The sequence below is a fragment of the Sorangium aterium genome, assembly GCF_028368935.1.
GTDB lineage: Bacteria > Myxococcota_A > Polyangia > Polyangiales > Polyangiaceae > Sorangium > Sorangium atrum.
The window spans coordinates 814,114-828,234 of record NZ_JAQNDK010000004.1 but is presented as its reverse complement, the minus strand read 5'-3'; the positions used below and the strand labels follow the sequence as shown (position 1 = coordinate 828,234).

The window sequence follows — 14,121 nt, the reverse complement described above, 5'->3', positions numbered from 1 at the left end:
CGGCCGGCGCCGTGAGCAAACCACCTTGCGGAGATCGCGATCCCGTGGAGCACATGAATTCTCTGATGCAGCCGATCGGCCACCCCCTCCCCGGCTGGACGCCGCGGCCGCTGCCGCCGCGCGAGATCCTGCTCGGGCGCACGTGCCGACTCGAGCCGATCGATCCCGAGAGGCACGCGGCGGACCTCCATGCGGCCAACCTCACGGACGCGGAGGGGCGAGGCTGGACCTACCTGCCCTATGGGCCCTTCGCGACCCTCTCGGACTACCGCGCCTGGATGGACGCCACGTGCCTGGGTGATGATCCGCTGTTCCATGCGATCGTCGACGCGACGACAGGACGGGCGATCGGCGTCGCGGCCTACCTGCGGATCGACCCCAAGAGCGGGGTCATCGAGGTCGGACACCTCAGGTACTCACCGCTCCTTCAGAGGACGCCTGCGGCGACGGAGGCGATGTACCTGATGATGCGGCGGGCGTTCGACGAGCTCGGCTACCGGCGCTACGAGTGGAAGTGCGACGCGCTCAACGCAGGCTCGCGGGCGGCGGCGACGAGGCTCGGGTTCCGCTTCGAAGGCGTGTTCCGGCAGGCCGCGGTGGTCAAGGGGCGCACCCGCGACACCGCGTGGCACGCGATCATCGACAAGGAGTGGCCCGCGGCGAAGGCGGCGTTCGAGCGCTGGCTCGATCCATCGAATTTCGACGGCGCGGGCCGCCAGCGGCAGAGCCTCTCCGCGCTGATGGGCGCGGAGGAGCGGCGGTAATCGCGGGGTGACCGGGCGAGGGCGAGGCGGCGCCGCGTCGCCCGGTGGTGGGGTACTTTGGCCGAAGGTGTGTCTTTTAACCGCCAAGACGCCATAAGACGCCAAGAAAACAATAATCATCTTGGCGTCTTATGGCGTCTTGGCGGTTCCATCATTCCGCCAGGAGGGCGGGAATTCCCCCGAAGTTCAAGGAGCTGCTCGTATGCGCCTTCGAACGACGCAAGCCTTTCAAGAACTTCCCGAAGGTCAAGCGCGCCCGCGGATCCGTTCCCAGAGCACCTTGGCGCCGCCCGCGACAGCCACCAGGCCGGCGACGACGAGCTTCTTGCTGGCGAGCATCAGGGCGAAAAGCCCCTTGAACAGCCCCGCCTTGGCCGCCACCTTGCCCGCGACCAGGGCGCCGATGCCGTACACGGCTACCTGGTCGATCTTCTCGTCGAAGTCGTCGTAGCGGTTGCCGGGCTTGAACTCGACGAACTTCAGCACGCTCTGCATCTCGCCCCGCACGGTCGCGAGCTGCTTCATGCCGGAGACGGCGTTCAGCTCGAGCACGCCTTTGCGCCCGAGCACGCGGATCGAGTAGTTGAGCGTGTGGTGCTCGTTGCCCACGAACTCGAGCTCCTTGGCCCAGTACAGCTTCTTCGTCGCGGGATCGTAGTGAGGCGGCTCGGCCCAGCCGATCAGGCGCACGGCGGGGAAGCCCGCCTTCTGGCGCTCCAGGTTCCCCTCGCCGGTGTCCTTCTGCATCTCGGCCAGGAGCTCGCCGAAATCGATGTCCTTCGCGTCATCGTCGTCGACGTGGCCCTCCTCCACGTAGCTGATCACGACCCCCCACGAGTCGTCCGCGATCGGGCTCAGGCCGGCCGGGAACAGCATGCCGAGCGCTTCGGACCCCGGAGGATTGCCCCAGGCCTCGAGCACCTTCCTGGTGCCTTCCGGGCCCGTGAAGCGGAACGCCTCCGGCACGTCGAGCTCGGCCAGGTTGTCGCCGACCGTGACCTTCCCGCTCTGGAGCTTCAGCTCGGCATCGAACTTCTGCATCGCCGCAGCGATCTCCTCCGCCGTCGGCTCCCGCGCTGCGTCGCCGGATGGCTCCGCCGCAGCCGGCTGCGCGGCCCCCGCGGGTACGGCGCTCGCCGCTCCGGCCGCGGCCCCGGCGGGCGCGACAGGGCTCGGGTCCCCGGCCGCGGCGAGCGCGCTCGCGCCGAGCACCAGGGCCACCGAAGCAATCGAAGCGAGTCGACGATTGGACATTTTCCCCACTCCTGACGGAACACCCTGCCGCCTTCGAGAATAGTCGGGGCATTCAACCAGAGTGCTCCATGGCGCACAAGCGCAGCGTGGCGCTCCCGCAGGCTGTGGAGAAGGCAGCTCCTTCAATGCATGGATAAGTTGTTGATGCAGTGTCATTTTTCCAGGAGGGGGGCGGGGCGCGTCAGAAACGTGCTTTCGCCGCGAGTGCAATACATCCGATTCCCTTCGCCAAGCACCGCTATGGACATGCGGCGCCATGATCCGGCTGGGTGCACAACACCTTTCGGCCAGGTTCATCCAGTCGACCTGTGCGTGACTGCCCGGAGCAATCTGCCACCGCGCAGGCGACGGCCTCCCCCGGGCGGGCGTACACGGGGGCTCAGCTCTCCCCGGCGAGCTCGACCCCTCCCCGACCGCCGCGCCGGCGCCCCTCCCGCCCGCAACGCAGGCCGCCTGGCCGGAGGCTCCGCTGCGCCCTACCTTGATCGCCATGAAGAAGCTCCGTATCGATGTCTGGTCCGACATCGCGTGCCCGTGGTGCTACGTGGGCAAGCGCCGGCTCGAGGCCGCGCTCGCCAGGTTCCCGCGCCGGGATGCGGTCGAGGTCGTCTGGCGCGCGTTCGAGCTCGACCCCTCGGCGAAGCGCGTCCTCGACACCGAGGTCTCCTACGCCGGGCGCCTCGCGAGGAAGTACGGCGTGCCCGTCGCCAAGGCCGAGGCCATGATCCAGCAGATGACCGAGGTGGGCGCGGCGGACGGCCTCGATCTCCGCTTCGACAAGGTCCGGCCCGGCAACACCTTCGACGCGCACCGCGTGCTCCACCTCGCGGCCGAGCGCGGCGCGCAGGACGCCGTGAAGGAGCGGCTCCTCCGCGGCTACATGACCGAGGGCGAGGCGATCGGCGAGCCGGAGGTGCTCGCGCGCCTCGCTGGCGAGGCGGGGCTCGACCCGGACGAGGTCCGCGCGGCGCTCGCGAGCGACGCCCACGCGCGCGAGGTGCGGGCCGACGAGGCCGAGGCGCGCGCGATCGGCATCACGGGCGTCCCCTTCTTCGCGTTCGGCGGGCGGTACGGCGTCTCCGGCGCGCAGCCGGCCGAGGCCCTCCTCGGCGTGCTCCAGAAGGCGTGGGACGAGGCGGCCGACGCGCCCGAGCAGGCGTTCGCCGAGGGGGCGGCCTGCGGACCGGACGGGTGCGCATGAGCCGCCGGGCGTGATAGAGCTGCGCGGCGGATGTCGATTCAATGGTATCCAGGCCACATGACCAAGGCTCGGCGCACGATCGCCGAGTCGATGCCGTCGCAGGACGTCGTCATCGAGGTGCTCGACGCCCGGATGCCGCTGGCCAGCGAGAACCCCGTCCTGGCCGAGCTGCGCGGCCAGAAGCCGTGCATCAAGGTCCTGAACAAGAGCGATCTGGCGGACCCGGCCGTCACCACGGCGTGGCTCCGCTACTTCGAGGCGGAGCGCGCCGCGCCTCTTGACGAGGCGGAGCGCCGCGCCTCGCCGGGGGGCCAGGTGCTCGCGATCGCGATCTCTGCGAGCCAGTCGTCCGAGGCGCGGCGCCGGATCCCGGAGCTCTGCAAGCGCCTCGCGCCCCCCAAGAACGGCCCCGGCAAGGTGGTGCGGGCCATGATCGTGGGGATCCCCAACGTCGGCAAATCGACGCTCATCAACGCGCTCATGGAGCGCAAGGTGGCCAAGGTCGGCGACGAGCCCGCGGTCACGAAGAGCCAGCAGCTCGTCACGCTGAAGACCGGCATGGCCATCTCCGACAACCCGGGGATCCTCTGGCCCAAGATCGACGACGAGGCCGCCTCGTTCCGCCTGGGCGTGGGCGGGGCGATCCCCGACACGGCCATCGATTACCAGAGCGTCGCCCTGTTCGCGGCGGGGTACTTCCTGCGGCGCTACCCCGAGCTCCTCGTCGCCCGCTACAAGCTGAAGGAGCTGCCGGAGACGGCCGCCGCGCTGATCGAGGAGATCGGCCGACGCCGCGGCTGCCTGCGCAGCGGCGGGTCGGTGGACCTGCACAAGGCGTCGGACATCCTCGTCCACGACTTCCGCGCCGGTCGGCTCGGGCGCATCAGCCTGGAAGAGCCGCCGGGGCTGGAGTCGCCGTCGGGGATCGAAGAGAGCGCGTGAGCCGCGGCGCAGCGTCGCCGGCCAGGCTGGCCGATCGACGTGGGCGCCCAGGATCTTCGACCCGAAGGCCGCCGACGCCCGCTACGATGCCCACGCGACGGCTGCGGTGCGGCGCCGCCGGTGACGTTCGCCACGCTCCCCGCTCCCCACGTCCCCCGCTCCCTACCCATTCACCCGACGAGGACCTCACTCCATGGCCGGAAGCAGCCTGCTCGCCCTGATCGACGACATCGCCACCGTGCTGGACGACGTTGCCGTGCTGACGAAGGTGGCCGCCAAGAAGACCGCCGGCGTGCTGGGCGACGATCTGGCGCTGAACGCGCAGCAGGTGACGGGCGTCAACGCCGATCGCGAGCTGCCGGTCGTGCTGGCCGTGGCGAAGGGCTCGCTGCTCAACAAGGCCATCCTGGTGCCGGCGGCGCTGGCGATCAGCGCCTTCGCGCCCTGGGCCGTCACGCCCCTGCTGATGGTCGGCGGCGCCTTCCTCTGTTACGAGGGCTTCGAGAAGGTCGCCCACAAGGTGCTGCACAGCAAGCACGAGGACGAGGCGCACCGCGCCGAGCTCGTGCAGGCGCTCTCCGATCCGAAGATCGACCTCGTGGAGTTCGAGAGGGACAAGATCAAGGGCGCGGTGCGCACCGACTTCATCCTGTCGGCCGAGATCATCGCGATCACGCTCGGCACCGTGGCGGCGTCGCCGTTCAGCACGCAGGTCGCCGTGCTGAGCGGCATCGCCGTGCTGATGACGGTGGGCGTCTACGGCCTGGTCGCCGGCATCGTGAAGCTCGACGACGCCGGCCTCTACCTGAGCCGCCAGGACGGCGGTCTGCAGCAGTCGCTGGGCAGCGGCATCCTGAAGGCGGCGCCGTGGCTGATGAAGGGCCTGTCGGTCGCCGGCACCGCGGCGATGTTCCTGGTCGGCGGAGGCATCCTGACGCACGGCGTGCCGTGGCTGCACCACCACATCGAGGACATGACCCAGGGCGCCGGCGCCGTGCTCGGCGCGGTGGTGCCGTCGCTCGCCAACATGGTCGTCGGCGTCGCGGCCGGCGCGGTCGTGCTGGGCGTCGTGACCGCGGTGAAGCAGGCGATGACGCGCGAGAAGGACGGCGACTGACCCTGGAGCGCGAGCCTGCGCCGCCTGGAGCGCGGGCTCGCGCCGCGCCGATCAGCCCTGTCCGGACCGCACAAGGGCCGCGAGCAGCCGATCGAGCGCCGCGGCCGGGTCGGCGCCGAGGCCCGCGTGGACACGCGAGGGCTGGACGACCGTGCTCGCCGGGGACACCACCCAGCCGAAGCGCTCGGCCTGGGGGAGCTCGGCGACGTACCCGCACGCCCGATCGCCGGCGCAGACGCGGCGGATGAAGTCGAGGTGGCCGCGGACCGCCTCCAGGTCGAGATCGGGCCAGAGGGCGAGCAGGCGCCGCTCGTCGGGCTCGAAGCGCGCGTCGAGGAAGCCCCGGGCGCGGCTGAAGAGGACCACCCCGACGTTGACGCGCTCGCCGCGCTCCACGCGCGGGACCACGCGCAGCACGGCGTAATCGAACGGGTCGGCGGCGTCGACGTCGCGCGCGCCCGGAGGGCTACCGCCGGGCACGGGCGGCATCGAGCGCCTCCTCGACGAAGCCCCGCGGCGACGCGAGGCGGTGGGTCAGGTAAGTGGCGTACGCCGCGCGGCGCGCCGCGAGCGGCGCGGCGTCGGGCTGCGGCGCCTCGGCCGCGTCGGGCGAGAACGCGGACCGCCGCTCGCCAGACGACCGGGCGGGGGGGTCCTGATCGGCAAGCCACGCGTCCGGGATCGCCGCGACGATCCCCGCGATGCGCTCGGGGGTGAGCCGGGCGCTCAGCGCGGCGTCGGCCGCGGCGAGATCGCCCGCGAACGGGAGCAGGACATGGCTCTTGACGAGCGGGAAGCGGTCGTGGGCGTCGGCGCGCGGGTCGGTCGCGTCGGTCCAGGCGTGATGAACATAGAGCGCCGCGCCGTGGTCGATCAGCCAGAGGCGGCGGTGCCACAGGAGCAGGTTGGGATTCTTGGGCGTCCGGTCCACGTTGCTCGTGAAGGCGTCGAACCAGACGACGGCGGCCGCAAGCCCCGGGTCGATCGCCGGGCCGGCGAGCGGCTGGAAGGCGAGCGACCCGGGCAGGTAATCGAGGGCGAGGTTCAGGCCGGCGCTCGCCGAGAGCAGGTCGGACAGCTCCGGATCCGGCTCGGCCCGCCCGAAGGCGGGGTCGAGCTCCATGAAGACGATCTCCGGCACCGGCAGCCCCAGCGCGCGCCCGATCTCCCCGGCGACGAGCTCCGCGATGAGCGCCTTCGGCCCCTGGCCGGCGCCGCGGAGCTTCAGGACATAGAGCCCGTCGTCATCGGCCTCGACGAGGGCCGGCAGCGACCCGCCCTCGCGGAGCGGGGTGACGTAGCGGGTCGTGTGGACGGTTCGGATCATGCCGCAGCAGCGTAGCGGGTGGTGAGGGAGTTCCCCCACCCTGCCGGAAGGATGGAACCGCAAAGGCGCCATGAGACGCCATGATTTTTGTGTTTTGCTTGGCGTCTTTGGCGACTTTGGCGCGTTTGGCGGTTCAAAAGACCCCGCCTTCGGCCAGAGCCCTCACCCCCGCCGTCATGTGAGACGGGGGAGCCGGATCGAGCTGGAGCGCACCGGGAAGCGCGCCCTCGATGATCGATGAGGCGGCCCGGGCGCTCGCTCCACGCAGCAGCGCGAGAGCGAGCGCCGAAGGCCCTCGTGGATCACTCGCCGAGGGGATCCAGCCTCGAGCCCAGCACGGGCTGGTAATCGCCGAGCAGGAAGCCCTGCAGGTCGTCCGTGAACTCGAACGGACCGATCACATGAACCACCTCGCTGCTCGCGCCGCCGGCGCCGCCCTCGCCGCCAGCGCCGCCAGCGCCGCCCTCACCGGTGGCGCCCGCCGAGCCGCCCTCGCCGCTCATACCGCCGGCGCCGCCCTCACCGGTGGCGCCCGCCGAGCCGCCCTCGCCGGTGGCGCCCGCCGAGCCGCCCTCACCGCTCGTGCCGCCAGCGCCGCCCGAGCCGCCCTCGCCGCTCATGCCGCCAGCGCCGCCCGAGCCGCCAGCGCCACCCGAACCGCTCGTGCTCGCAGGCCTCGTGACGGTGATGGAGTCGATATAGACGATGGTCGGGTTGGCCCAGGGCCCCTCGGCGCCTGCGTCGACCTTGACGCCGATGCGCCTCACCGCGGTGCTCTCGAATTTCCCGCCAGCAGCGGCATCGGCCGCATCAGCGGCATCGACGTCGATGGTGAGGTCGGTCCACTCTTTCAGGTCGCCGAAGCTCGTCCACGCCCAGGGGACGCCCACCCAGCTCTGTTCATTTTCGTTCCGTGCAGTTCCGTTTTGTACGAACGTCTGCAGACCACCGCCGGTGGCCGCTTGAGCCTTTACACGGAACGTGACGGTAGCGCCGGTCAGGTCGACCAGCTGAGAGAAGTCGAACTGGAACAGCGTCCCCGTGGAAGCCATGGTGAGCGGCACAGCCAGCCGGGCGCAACCCGAGCAGCTCTCCTCCGGACCGGGACCGATGTCGGGGGCGCCGCCGCCCGCGCCGCCGTCGCCGCCCGCGCCGCCGTCGCCGCCCGCGCCGCCTTCGCCGCCGGCGCCACCGTCGCTGCCGCCCGCGCCGCCTTCGCCGCCGGCGCCACCGTCGCTGCCGCCCGCGCCGCCTTCGCCGCCGCCCGTGCTCGCCGAGCTGCTGCTGGAGCTCGACGTCGTGCTGGAGGCGGTCCCACCGCCCGCACCGCCGCTGCCGGTGGTCTCGTCATCACCGCAACCCGCCATGGCGAATGCGCCGACCAACATCCCGCACATTGCCAAAGAAAGAACTGATCTCATCCTGACCCTCTCCTGATGTGCACCACGAGGCCACGCAGCCCGGGCCTCCGTTCGCCATGGCGGTTGCCACCGCCCGCGAGCTCCTCCGAGCCAGCCGCGTGGCGCAAGCTACCCTGGGCAGAAATTTTTCTCAACAGGCCAAACGTGTGAGCCCGGCAACCAGATGGACCCCGTCGAGGCGCGGCGCGCAGCGCCCGCCCGACAAAAGCGCCGCGGCGGGCCCGACGACGGCGTCGCGACGGAATCGTGCGGCACGCCCTCGCCGGGCGTCCCTCAGGCCGCGTCCCCGCGCTTCACGTCGTACCGGAGAAGCGAGACGCCGTTCGCGTACGACATCGCGCTGAGGAGCGCCAGCTCGACCTTCCTGGTGCTGCCGCCGAAGAGCCGGATCCCGTGCCCGAAGACGATGGGATTGACCTTGAGGACGAGCTGTTCGACGAGGTCGTGGTCGAGCAGGAAGCCGGCGAAGGCGCCGCCCCCGCAAAGATAGATGCCTCAGATAATTTGTGGGTGAGCCATTCGGGCGCCGGCAGGTTCCCGAGCGCACGGTAGAGGGCGTTCTCCGCGTGTTCGTAGGTCCGAAACCCATACGCTTTTCTGGTCGTAATTCTCGTTTTATTGTTGAATCCCTCGGTGGCGCCATGGGCGAAGGCGCTCCGTGCCCGGAACCAGTTGAGGAGGAGCTCTCCATGACCACGGAGCGTTCGTGCGAACTTCTGGAACGGCAGAATCCTGGAACGCATGGCCAGACGTGTCCAATCGTCCAGGAACCGTCCAGCCCACGCGGGTGCCTCATCGTGCCTGCAGCTGACGTCGTCGAGAATCTCGGATTTTAACGCCAAGGCGCCAAGGCGCCCAAAGGCGGAGAGAATGACCGAGAATGAAATAGCCAAGGTCGTCGTCGACGCAGCGATCGAGGTGCATCGTACCCTTGGAGCTCCAGGGCTGCTCGAGACAGTCTACGAAGAGGTGCTTGCCTTCGAGCTCAAGTCGCGAGGGCTCACGGTGGTGCGCCAGAAGGCCGTACCGCTCGTGTACAAGGGAAAGCGTCTTGCGTCGGACCTTCGCCTCGACTTGTTCGTAGGCGATCGAGTCATCGTCGAATCATCGTCGAGTGCAAGGCGGCGGCCGCCCACAACCCGCGCGGCGCCTCGCGGGCGGAAGCGCCGCGCGGCGGCGTTGTTCAGCTGCCGCACGCGGGATCTTGGCTGGTTTGCGGAAGCGGACGGCCGGCGCGCGCTGCTAGCGCCTGCGCCGCGCCGGCCGCGTCGTCGGCGGACGGGCTGGCCCGTGGACGGGGCGCCCCAACGACGTCAGGGGGTGTAGATCTCGGCGGTCGACAGGGCGGAGCCGTCGCTGCCGCCTACGACCAGCACCTTTCCGTTCCCGAGCCGGACCGCTGCATGAGCGTACCGCGCATCGTTCATCTGCCCGGTCAGGGCCATGGCACCTGTCGCGGGATCGTAGATGTAGACGTTCCGGGTCACGTTCCCTGTGCTGTCGATGCCCCCGGCGAGCAGCACCTTGCCGTTGTTGAGCAGCGTCGCGGTATGCGAGCGACGGGAGAACTGCGCAGTACCGGAGGACCAGAGATCGGACGTCGGGTTATAGACCTCGACGGTCGCGTTCGCGGGGCCTCCTCCCACCGCCAGCACCTCGCCGGTGTTCAGCAACGTCAACGTATGATAGGCGCGGCCCCACGCCATGTGATCTACTACGCCCGACCAGAAATCGTTCCACGGCTCGTAGAGCCCGGTAACGGAGTGCCGCTCTACGTACTCGCTTCTACCTCCCGCGAGGAGCACCTTGCCGTTCGGGAGCAGCGTCGTGGCAGAATAGGCATAGGCAATCGGCATGTCGTCGGCGGGCGACCAGGTGTTGTTCGCCGGATTGAACAGCGCCGAGGAATACAGGTACTCGTCGGGGGCGGCGGAGGGATTAACCCCTCCGTACACCACCACCTTGCCGTTCTGGAGCAGCGTCGCGGTGTGCCCCATGCGGTTGAGGTCTGGGCTTGTCGACGAGCCTACGGACGACCATGTGTCGGTCGCGGGATCGAACAGCTGGGCGTTCGCGGGGGACGCGACGGTCCGAATGCCCACCACCAGCACCTTGCCGTTGCCGAGCAGCGTCGCCGTATGATACTGGCGTCCCACACCCATCAATGGCCCCGCCGCCCAGGTGTCGGTCGACGGATTGTACAGCTCGGTCCTCGTTCCCAACGAGTCACCGCCCGTCACGAGCACCCTGCCATCGTTGAGCAGCGTCGCGGTCGGCGCAATGCGGGCGTGAGACATCGACGTGACCGCCCCCCACGTCGTGGCCGCCGGATCGTACAGTTCGGCGCTCGAGTAGTACGTGCTGGATGGAATGCCAAAGTTGAGCCCACCCGCGAGTAGCACCTTGCCGTTGCCCAGCAGCGTCGCAGTATGACTGGTGCGGACGGTGCTCATCGACCCGGCCGCTGCCCAGAAGTTGGTTCCCGGATCGTAGACCTCGGCGCTTGCACTGACGACCATGGGGGCGCTCCACCCGCCCGTCAGGAGCACCTTGCCGTTCGGGAGCAGCGTCGCGGTATGGTTGCCGCGCTTGCTGCTCATCGGCGTCGCCGTCGTCCAGACGGGTGGCGACGAGGACGGGTCGTAGATCTCGACGCTCTGCAGGTAGTCGGCAGAAATGTCGTAGCCACCCGCGACGAGCACCTTGCCGCTCACGAGCCGCGTCGCGGTGGCGTTTTGGCGGGGCCCGGTCATCGAGGCCGTCGGCGACCATGCGCCGGTCGACGGCTCGTACAGCTCGGCGGTCGCCAACGCCGCACCGGAGCCGTTATGCCCCCCGGCGACCAGCACCTTGCCGTTCCCGAGCAGCGTCGCGGTGTGCCAGGAGCGGCTCGCCCCCATCGTTGAAGCGGGCGACCAGACGCCGGTCGACGGCTCGTACAGCTCGGCGGTCGCCAACGCCGCACTGGAGCCGTTATGCCCCCCGGCGACCAGCACCTTGCCGTTCCCGAGCAGCGTCGCGGTGTGGGCGACGCGGCCCGCGGCCAGCGCGCCCGTCGCCGTCCAGGTATTGGATGCCGGATCGTACAGCTCGGCGCTCGTATGGACCACCGAGCCGCTGCCTTTCCCGCCCACGACCAGCACCTTGCCGTTGCCGAGCAGCGTCGCCGTATGATTGTAGCGGGCCGTGGCCAACGTTCCGGCCGACCACCAGGTATTGGATACCGTATCGTACAGCTCGGCGCTCCCCGCCGCAGAAGTCGTAGGGTACCCGCCCACGACGAGCACCTGGCCATTCCCAAGCGGCGTCGCCGTGTACTCGGCGCGTGCTGCGCTCATGGATCCTGTCGGCGCCCAAACCGGGTCGACCAGCACCTCCTCGCCGCCCGCGTCGACCCACAGCGCGATCGTCGCCCCGCGCACCTCGAGCCGCGCCTCGACCGGCCGACCGCCGCTCGCGTACGCCGCCGGCGCCGTCACCCGCAGTCGCGGCGCGCCCGCGTCGTCGACGACCTCGACCGCGTCGCCCTGCTGTCGCAGCGTCGCGCCGTCGACCTCCCACGCCGCCACCGGCGCACCGCCGTTCGCCACGCCGGCATCGAGGAGCAGCCACTCCTCGTAACCAGCGTCGACCGCAGACCAGAACGACGTCCCGCCCTGACGCCGATACGCCACGGCGCGCTCGACGACCGCGCCCTCGCCCTCGGCGCCGATCTCGCGCACGCCGATCTCGAAGCCGCCGGGCAGATGGAAGCGGACCTTCCCTTCTCCGCTCGCAGGCAGCGCGGCGTGCAGCCCGCCGCGGCGCTCGAACAGAGCCTCGATCTCGCGGGTCGAACCGCCCGTCGAGGCGAGCGCGAAGCCTTTGTCGACCGCGACGAACTCCTCGTTGCCGAGGAGCACCTGTGCCGCCTGGCCAGGGAAGCGAAAACGCAGCTCGTCACCCCCCGGCGGCCCGGCGTCGAGCGCGCATCCGAGGCCGCTCAGGAAGATTGCTCCGACGAGGAGCGCGGTGAGCCATATGGATGATGCGAAAGGTAAACCCCGAAGCACGAAACGGACACGCGTCATGGATACTCCCTTGGCAGGAAGAAAAGCCCATCAGGCCCCCATGGTCTGGAGCACGATGAGGCTTGCGATCGAGAGCGGTCGGGGATCGCACGCCGCACACGGGGACGCAGAGCTCGACTTCCGGCCAAATGCGCCATCACGGCTCGCGTCCCCGGCGCGGATGCCCCCCTTCTCGATCAAAAAATCAGAAGTTTATACAAAACTGAAAGTCAGCACACGTCATTTGGTCGATTCGCTTCTCGCGGTCAAGTTCAAATTTCCGCCACGTTGAGCGACGCTCCGCGCGCTTCGGGTGCGAACAGACGCAAAGGTCGCCTCTCCAGAGGCTCGCGCCCCCGTGCACGCCGCCACGCGCACCGCATCCAGACGCGTCCTTGACGCGCTCGACACGCGAGAGCGGCACGAAGGCTAAGCGTGCATGTACACGAGCGTCCCGCCCTTGTCGTTGAACGCGGCGTGCGGCCTGTCTCAAACCCGTTGGCATTGTCCGCCCCGGCGACAGGCTCAGCCCCGTCGAGGTGCGGCGCTCAGCGCCCGCCGACGATCGCGCCGCAGTGGAATCGAGCGGCACGCGATCGCCGCGGGCGACCCCTTACGCGGCGCTCCCGCGCTTCACGTCGTACCGGAGGAGCGACACGCCGCTCGCGTACGACGTCGCGCCGAGGAGCGCCAGCTCGACCTTCGTGGAGCTGTCGCCGAAGAGCGGGATCCCGTGCCCGAAGACGATGGGATTCACCTTGAGGACGAGCCGATCGATGAGGTCGTGCTCGAGGAGGAAGCCGGCGAAGGCGCCGCCCCCGCAGAGATAGATATCGGCCCCGTCGCCCTCCTTCAGCCGCTTCAGGGCCGCGATCTCGTCACGGCCCACGACCTCCACCTCGGCGCCCTCGCCGAAGCGGAGGGTCTTCGAGAAGATGTAGTGCGCCATGTGCGGGTAGGCTCGCTTCCCCGGGACGAGCCCGAAGGGATAGCCCCACTCGTACGTCCTTCGCCCCATCACGACGGTGTCGTAGCCCTTCAGGCGCTCGACGTAATCGCTGGCGTGCTCTCCTTGCATCACGAAGCCATCCACCGAGCCGTCCTCGTGCGAGATGAAGCCGTCGACCGTCACCGCGACGTCATAGACGATCTTTCTCATTCGAATCCTCCCTGAGACGCTGCCCTGAGCTCGCCGTGGGTCGGTCCATCGAGAGCGCCGGGCCTCGGCGCGTCGAGGCCATTCTCATCGCGACGCTCGCGCCGGCGCAACCAGTCGACACAGAAACGACCCCAGGCGAGGTCCGACATGCTGCCCGTGGTCCGTTCGTCTTCGGGCGAGCAAGAAGGCAGAGGTGCGCCCGAGCGCCGCCGCGTCTGCGTCAAAGGCGAGTGAGGCTCACCGGCACGGGAAGCCGTCGAAGTGGCCGCAGATGGACAGGTCGGTGCGGCCAGCGCCCACGGATAGATTCCACGCGATCGCCGAAGGCGCACCGACGTATGGCTCGACCGTGAACGTCCCGGTGATGGGATCGGGCTGCAAGCCCATGGCGGCCTGCGCCACGCCGTGCGGCGTCTCGACACCGAGCGTGAACGTTCCCGGTTGCCCGTCCCACCTCACGATCCCGAACACGAGCACATCGTCCTCGATGCTCGCCGGGGCCAGACAGCCGGAGCCGTCCGGCCAGATCTCCACGAAGAGCGTCGGGGTGGCGAGCTCGTCGCCGCAATCGATGTGGCTGTAGGTCCGATCCGGCGGCACCGTCCAAACGGCTGATGAGGACGAGCTGCTGGTGTCGCTGCTTCCGGCGCCTGGTGCTGACGTTCCGCCGCCGCCGCCGTCGCTCGCGCCATGGCCGTCTTCGGGAACGATGACGGTGCTGTCGCACGCGCTCGCGAAGAGGAGCGCACCCAGGAGGACCACCCACACCATGCGGGCTATAGCATGATCCGCCGACATCCCACAAGCAGCGCCAGGATCGCCGGCTTGCTCGCCTCGGTGAGCCGTGACGTGGGCCGGATGCCCGCTCCCTCGGCTGGAGTTGTTAC

The 14,121-nt window shown here is 69.7% G+C and carries 14 protein-coding genes and 1 pseudogene; 6 read left to right on the top strand and 9 right to left on the bottom strand.

Annotated elements, in window-relative coordinates; genetic code table 11:
* The first annotated feature begins 53 nt into the window (after positions 1-53).
* Positions 54-764, top strand: a complete 711-nt coding sequence (locus POL72_RS34540) for a GNAT family N-acetyltransferase (protein WP_272101048.1) — start codon at positions 54-56, stop codon at positions 762-764.
* 246 nt (positions 765-1,010) lie between these two features.
* Here POL72_RS34540 and POL72_RS34535 read toward each other — a convergent pair whose 3' ends face one another.
* A complete protein-coding gene (locus POL72_RS34535; RefSeq protein ID WP_272101047.1) occupies positions 1,011-2,018 on the bottom strand; it encodes a DUF2167 domain-containing protein in 1,008 nt (335 codons plus the stop codon).
* 490 nt (positions 2,019-2,508) lie between these two features.
* Between POL72_RS34535 and POL72_RS34530 the strand changes: the two genes are divergently transcribed.
* The 3 genes from POL72_RS34530 (at position 2,509) to POL72_RS34520 (ending at position 5,278) form a co-directional block, all read left to right on the top strand.
* Entirely contained in the window at positions 2,509-3,219 is a 711-nt protein-coding gene (locus POL72_RS34530) for a DsbA family oxidoreductase (RefSeq protein ID WP_272101046.1), read from the top strand.
* Positions 3,220-3,249: 30 nt separating this feature from the next.
* Entirely contained in the window at positions 3,250-4,161 is a 912-nt protein-coding gene (gene ylqF, locus POL72_RS34525; RefSeq protein WP_272101045.1) for a ribosome biogenesis GTPase YlqF, read from the top strand.
* A 193-nt stretch (positions 4,162-4,354) separates the two neighbouring features.
* A complete protein-coding gene (locus POL72_RS34520; RefSeq protein WP_272101044.1) occupies positions 4,355-5,278 on the top strand; it encodes a DUF808 domain-containing protein in 924 nt (307 codons plus the stop codon).
* Between the two features lie 51 nt (positions 5,279-5,329).
* On the opposite strand, the gene POL72_RS34515 is transcribed toward POL72_RS34520, so the two are convergent.
* The 4 genes from POL72_RS34515 to POL72_RS34500 all read right to left on the bottom strand — a co-directional run bounded on the left by POL72_RS34515 (position 5,330) and on the right by POL72_RS34500 (position 8,482).
* Positions 5,330-5,767, bottom strand: coding sequence for a DUF3037 domain-containing protein (locus POL72_RS34515; protein ID WP_272101043.1), 438 nt, complete (start codon positions 5,765-5,767; stop codon positions 5,330-5,332).
* A complete protein-coding gene (locus tag POL72_RS34510; protein WP_272101042.1) occupies positions 5,745-6,605 on the bottom strand; it encodes a HipA family kinase in 861 nt (286 codons plus the stop codon). The genes POL72_RS34515 and POL72_RS34510 overlap by 23 nt, the downstream gene beginning before the upstream one ends.
* 302 nt (positions 6,606-6,907) lie before the next feature.
* Positions 6,908-7,993, bottom strand: coding sequence for a hypothetical protein (locus POL72_RS34505; protein ID WP_272101041.1), 1,086 nt, complete (start codon positions 7,991-7,993; stop codon positions 6,908-6,910).
* 306 nt (positions 7,994-8,299) lie between these two features.
* The gene (locus POL72_RS34500) at positions 8,300-8,482 is read right to left on the bottom strand and encodes a dihydrofolate reductase family protein (RefSeq protein WP_272101797.1); all 183 of its coding nucleotides are present in this window, start codon (positions 8,480-8,482) and stop codon (positions 8,300-8,302) included.
* Between POL72_RS34500 and POL72_RS34495 the strand changes: the two genes are divergently transcribed.
* Positions 8,420-8,578, top strand: a complete 159-nt coding sequence (locus POL72_RS34495; RefSeq protein ID WP_272101040.1) for a hypothetical protein — start codon at positions 8,420-8,422, stop codon at positions 8,576-8,578. The genes POL72_RS34500 and POL72_RS34495 overlap by 63 nt on opposite strands.
* Positions 8,579-8,604: 26 nt before the next feature.
* Here the strand turns inward: POL72_RS34495 and POL72_RS51945 are convergent.
* Positions 8,605-8,868 (bottom strand): annotated as a pseudogene (locus tag POL72_RS51945) (transposase); the annotation flags it as partial.
* A 28-nt stretch (positions 8,869-8,896) separates the two neighbouring features.
* Between POL72_RS51945 and POL72_RS34490 the strand changes: the two are divergent.
* Positions 8,897-9,352, top strand: coding sequence for a GxxExxY protein (locus POL72_RS34490; RefSeq protein WP_272101039.1), 456 nt, complete (start codon positions 8,897-8,899; stop codon positions 9,350-9,352).
* On the opposite strand, the gene POL72_RS34485 is transcribed toward POL72_RS34490, so the two are convergent.
* The 3 genes from POL72_RS34485 to POL72_RS34475 form a co-directional block, all read right to left on the bottom strand.
* Positions 9,340-12,096, bottom strand: a complete 2,757-nt coding sequence (locus POL72_RS34485) for a Kelch repeat-containing protein (protein ID WP_272101038.1) — start codon at positions 12,094-12,096, stop codon at positions 9,340-9,342. The genes POL72_RS34490 and POL72_RS34485 overlap by 13 nt on opposite strands.
* Positions 12,097-12,688: 592 nt before the next feature.
* Positions 12,689-13,234: a dihydrofolate reductase family protein gene (locus tag POL72_RS34480; protein WP_272101037.1), complete on the bottom strand. Its 546-nt coding sequence runs from the start codon at positions 13,232-13,234 to the stop codon at positions 12,689-12,691.
* A 237-nt stretch (positions 13,235-13,471) separates the two neighbouring features.
* Entirely contained in the window at positions 13,472-13,996 is a 525-nt protein-coding gene (locus POL72_RS34475; RefSeq protein ID WP_272101036.1) for a hypothetical protein, read from the bottom strand.
* Positions 13,997-14,121: the final 125 nt, after the last annotated feature.

Coding starts and splice junctions, on each gene's coding strand:
- POL72_RS34520 (WP_272101044.1), top strand. CDS start 4,355: ATGGCCGGAAGCAGCCTGCTCGCCCTGATCGACGACATCGCCACCGTG.
- POL72_RS34480 (WP_272101037.1), bottom strand. CDS start 13,234: ATGAGAAAGATCGTCTATGACGTCGCGGTGACGGTCGACGGCTTCATC.
- POL72_RS34515 (WP_272101043.1), bottom strand. CDS start 5,767: ATGCCGCCCGTGCCCGGCGGTAGCCCTCCGGGCGCGCGCGACGTCGAC.
- POL72_RS34490 (WP_272101039.1), top strand. CDS start 8,897: ATGACCGAGAATGAAATAGCCAAGGTCGTCGTCGACGCAGCGATCGAG.
- POL72_RS34535 (WP_272101047.1), bottom strand. CDS start 2,018: ATGTCCAATCGTCGACTCGCTTCGATTGCTTCGGTGGCCCTGGTGCTC.
- POL72_RS34530 (WP_272101046.1), top strand. CDS start 2,509: ATGAAGAAGCTCCGTATCGATGTCTGGTCCGACATCGCGTGCCCGTGG.
- POL72_RS34540 (WP_272101048.1), top strand. CDS start 54: ATGAATTCTCTGATGCAGCCGATCGGCCACCCCCTCCCCGGCTGGACG.
- POL72_RS34485 (WP_272101038.1), bottom strand. CDS start 12,096: ATGACGCGTGTCCGTTTCGTGCTTCGGGGTTTACCTTTCGCATCATCC.
- POL72_RS34505 (WP_272101041.1), bottom strand. CDS start 7,993: ATGTTGGTCGGCGCATTCGCCATGGCGGGTTGCGGTGATGACGAGACC.
- ylqF (WP_272101045.1), top strand. CDS start 3,250: ATGTCGATTCAATGGTATCCAGGCCACATGACCAAGGCTCGGCGCACG.
- POL72_RS34510 (WP_272101042.1), bottom strand. CDS start 6,605: ATGATCCGAACCGTCCACACGACCCGCTACGTCACCCCGCTCCGCGAG.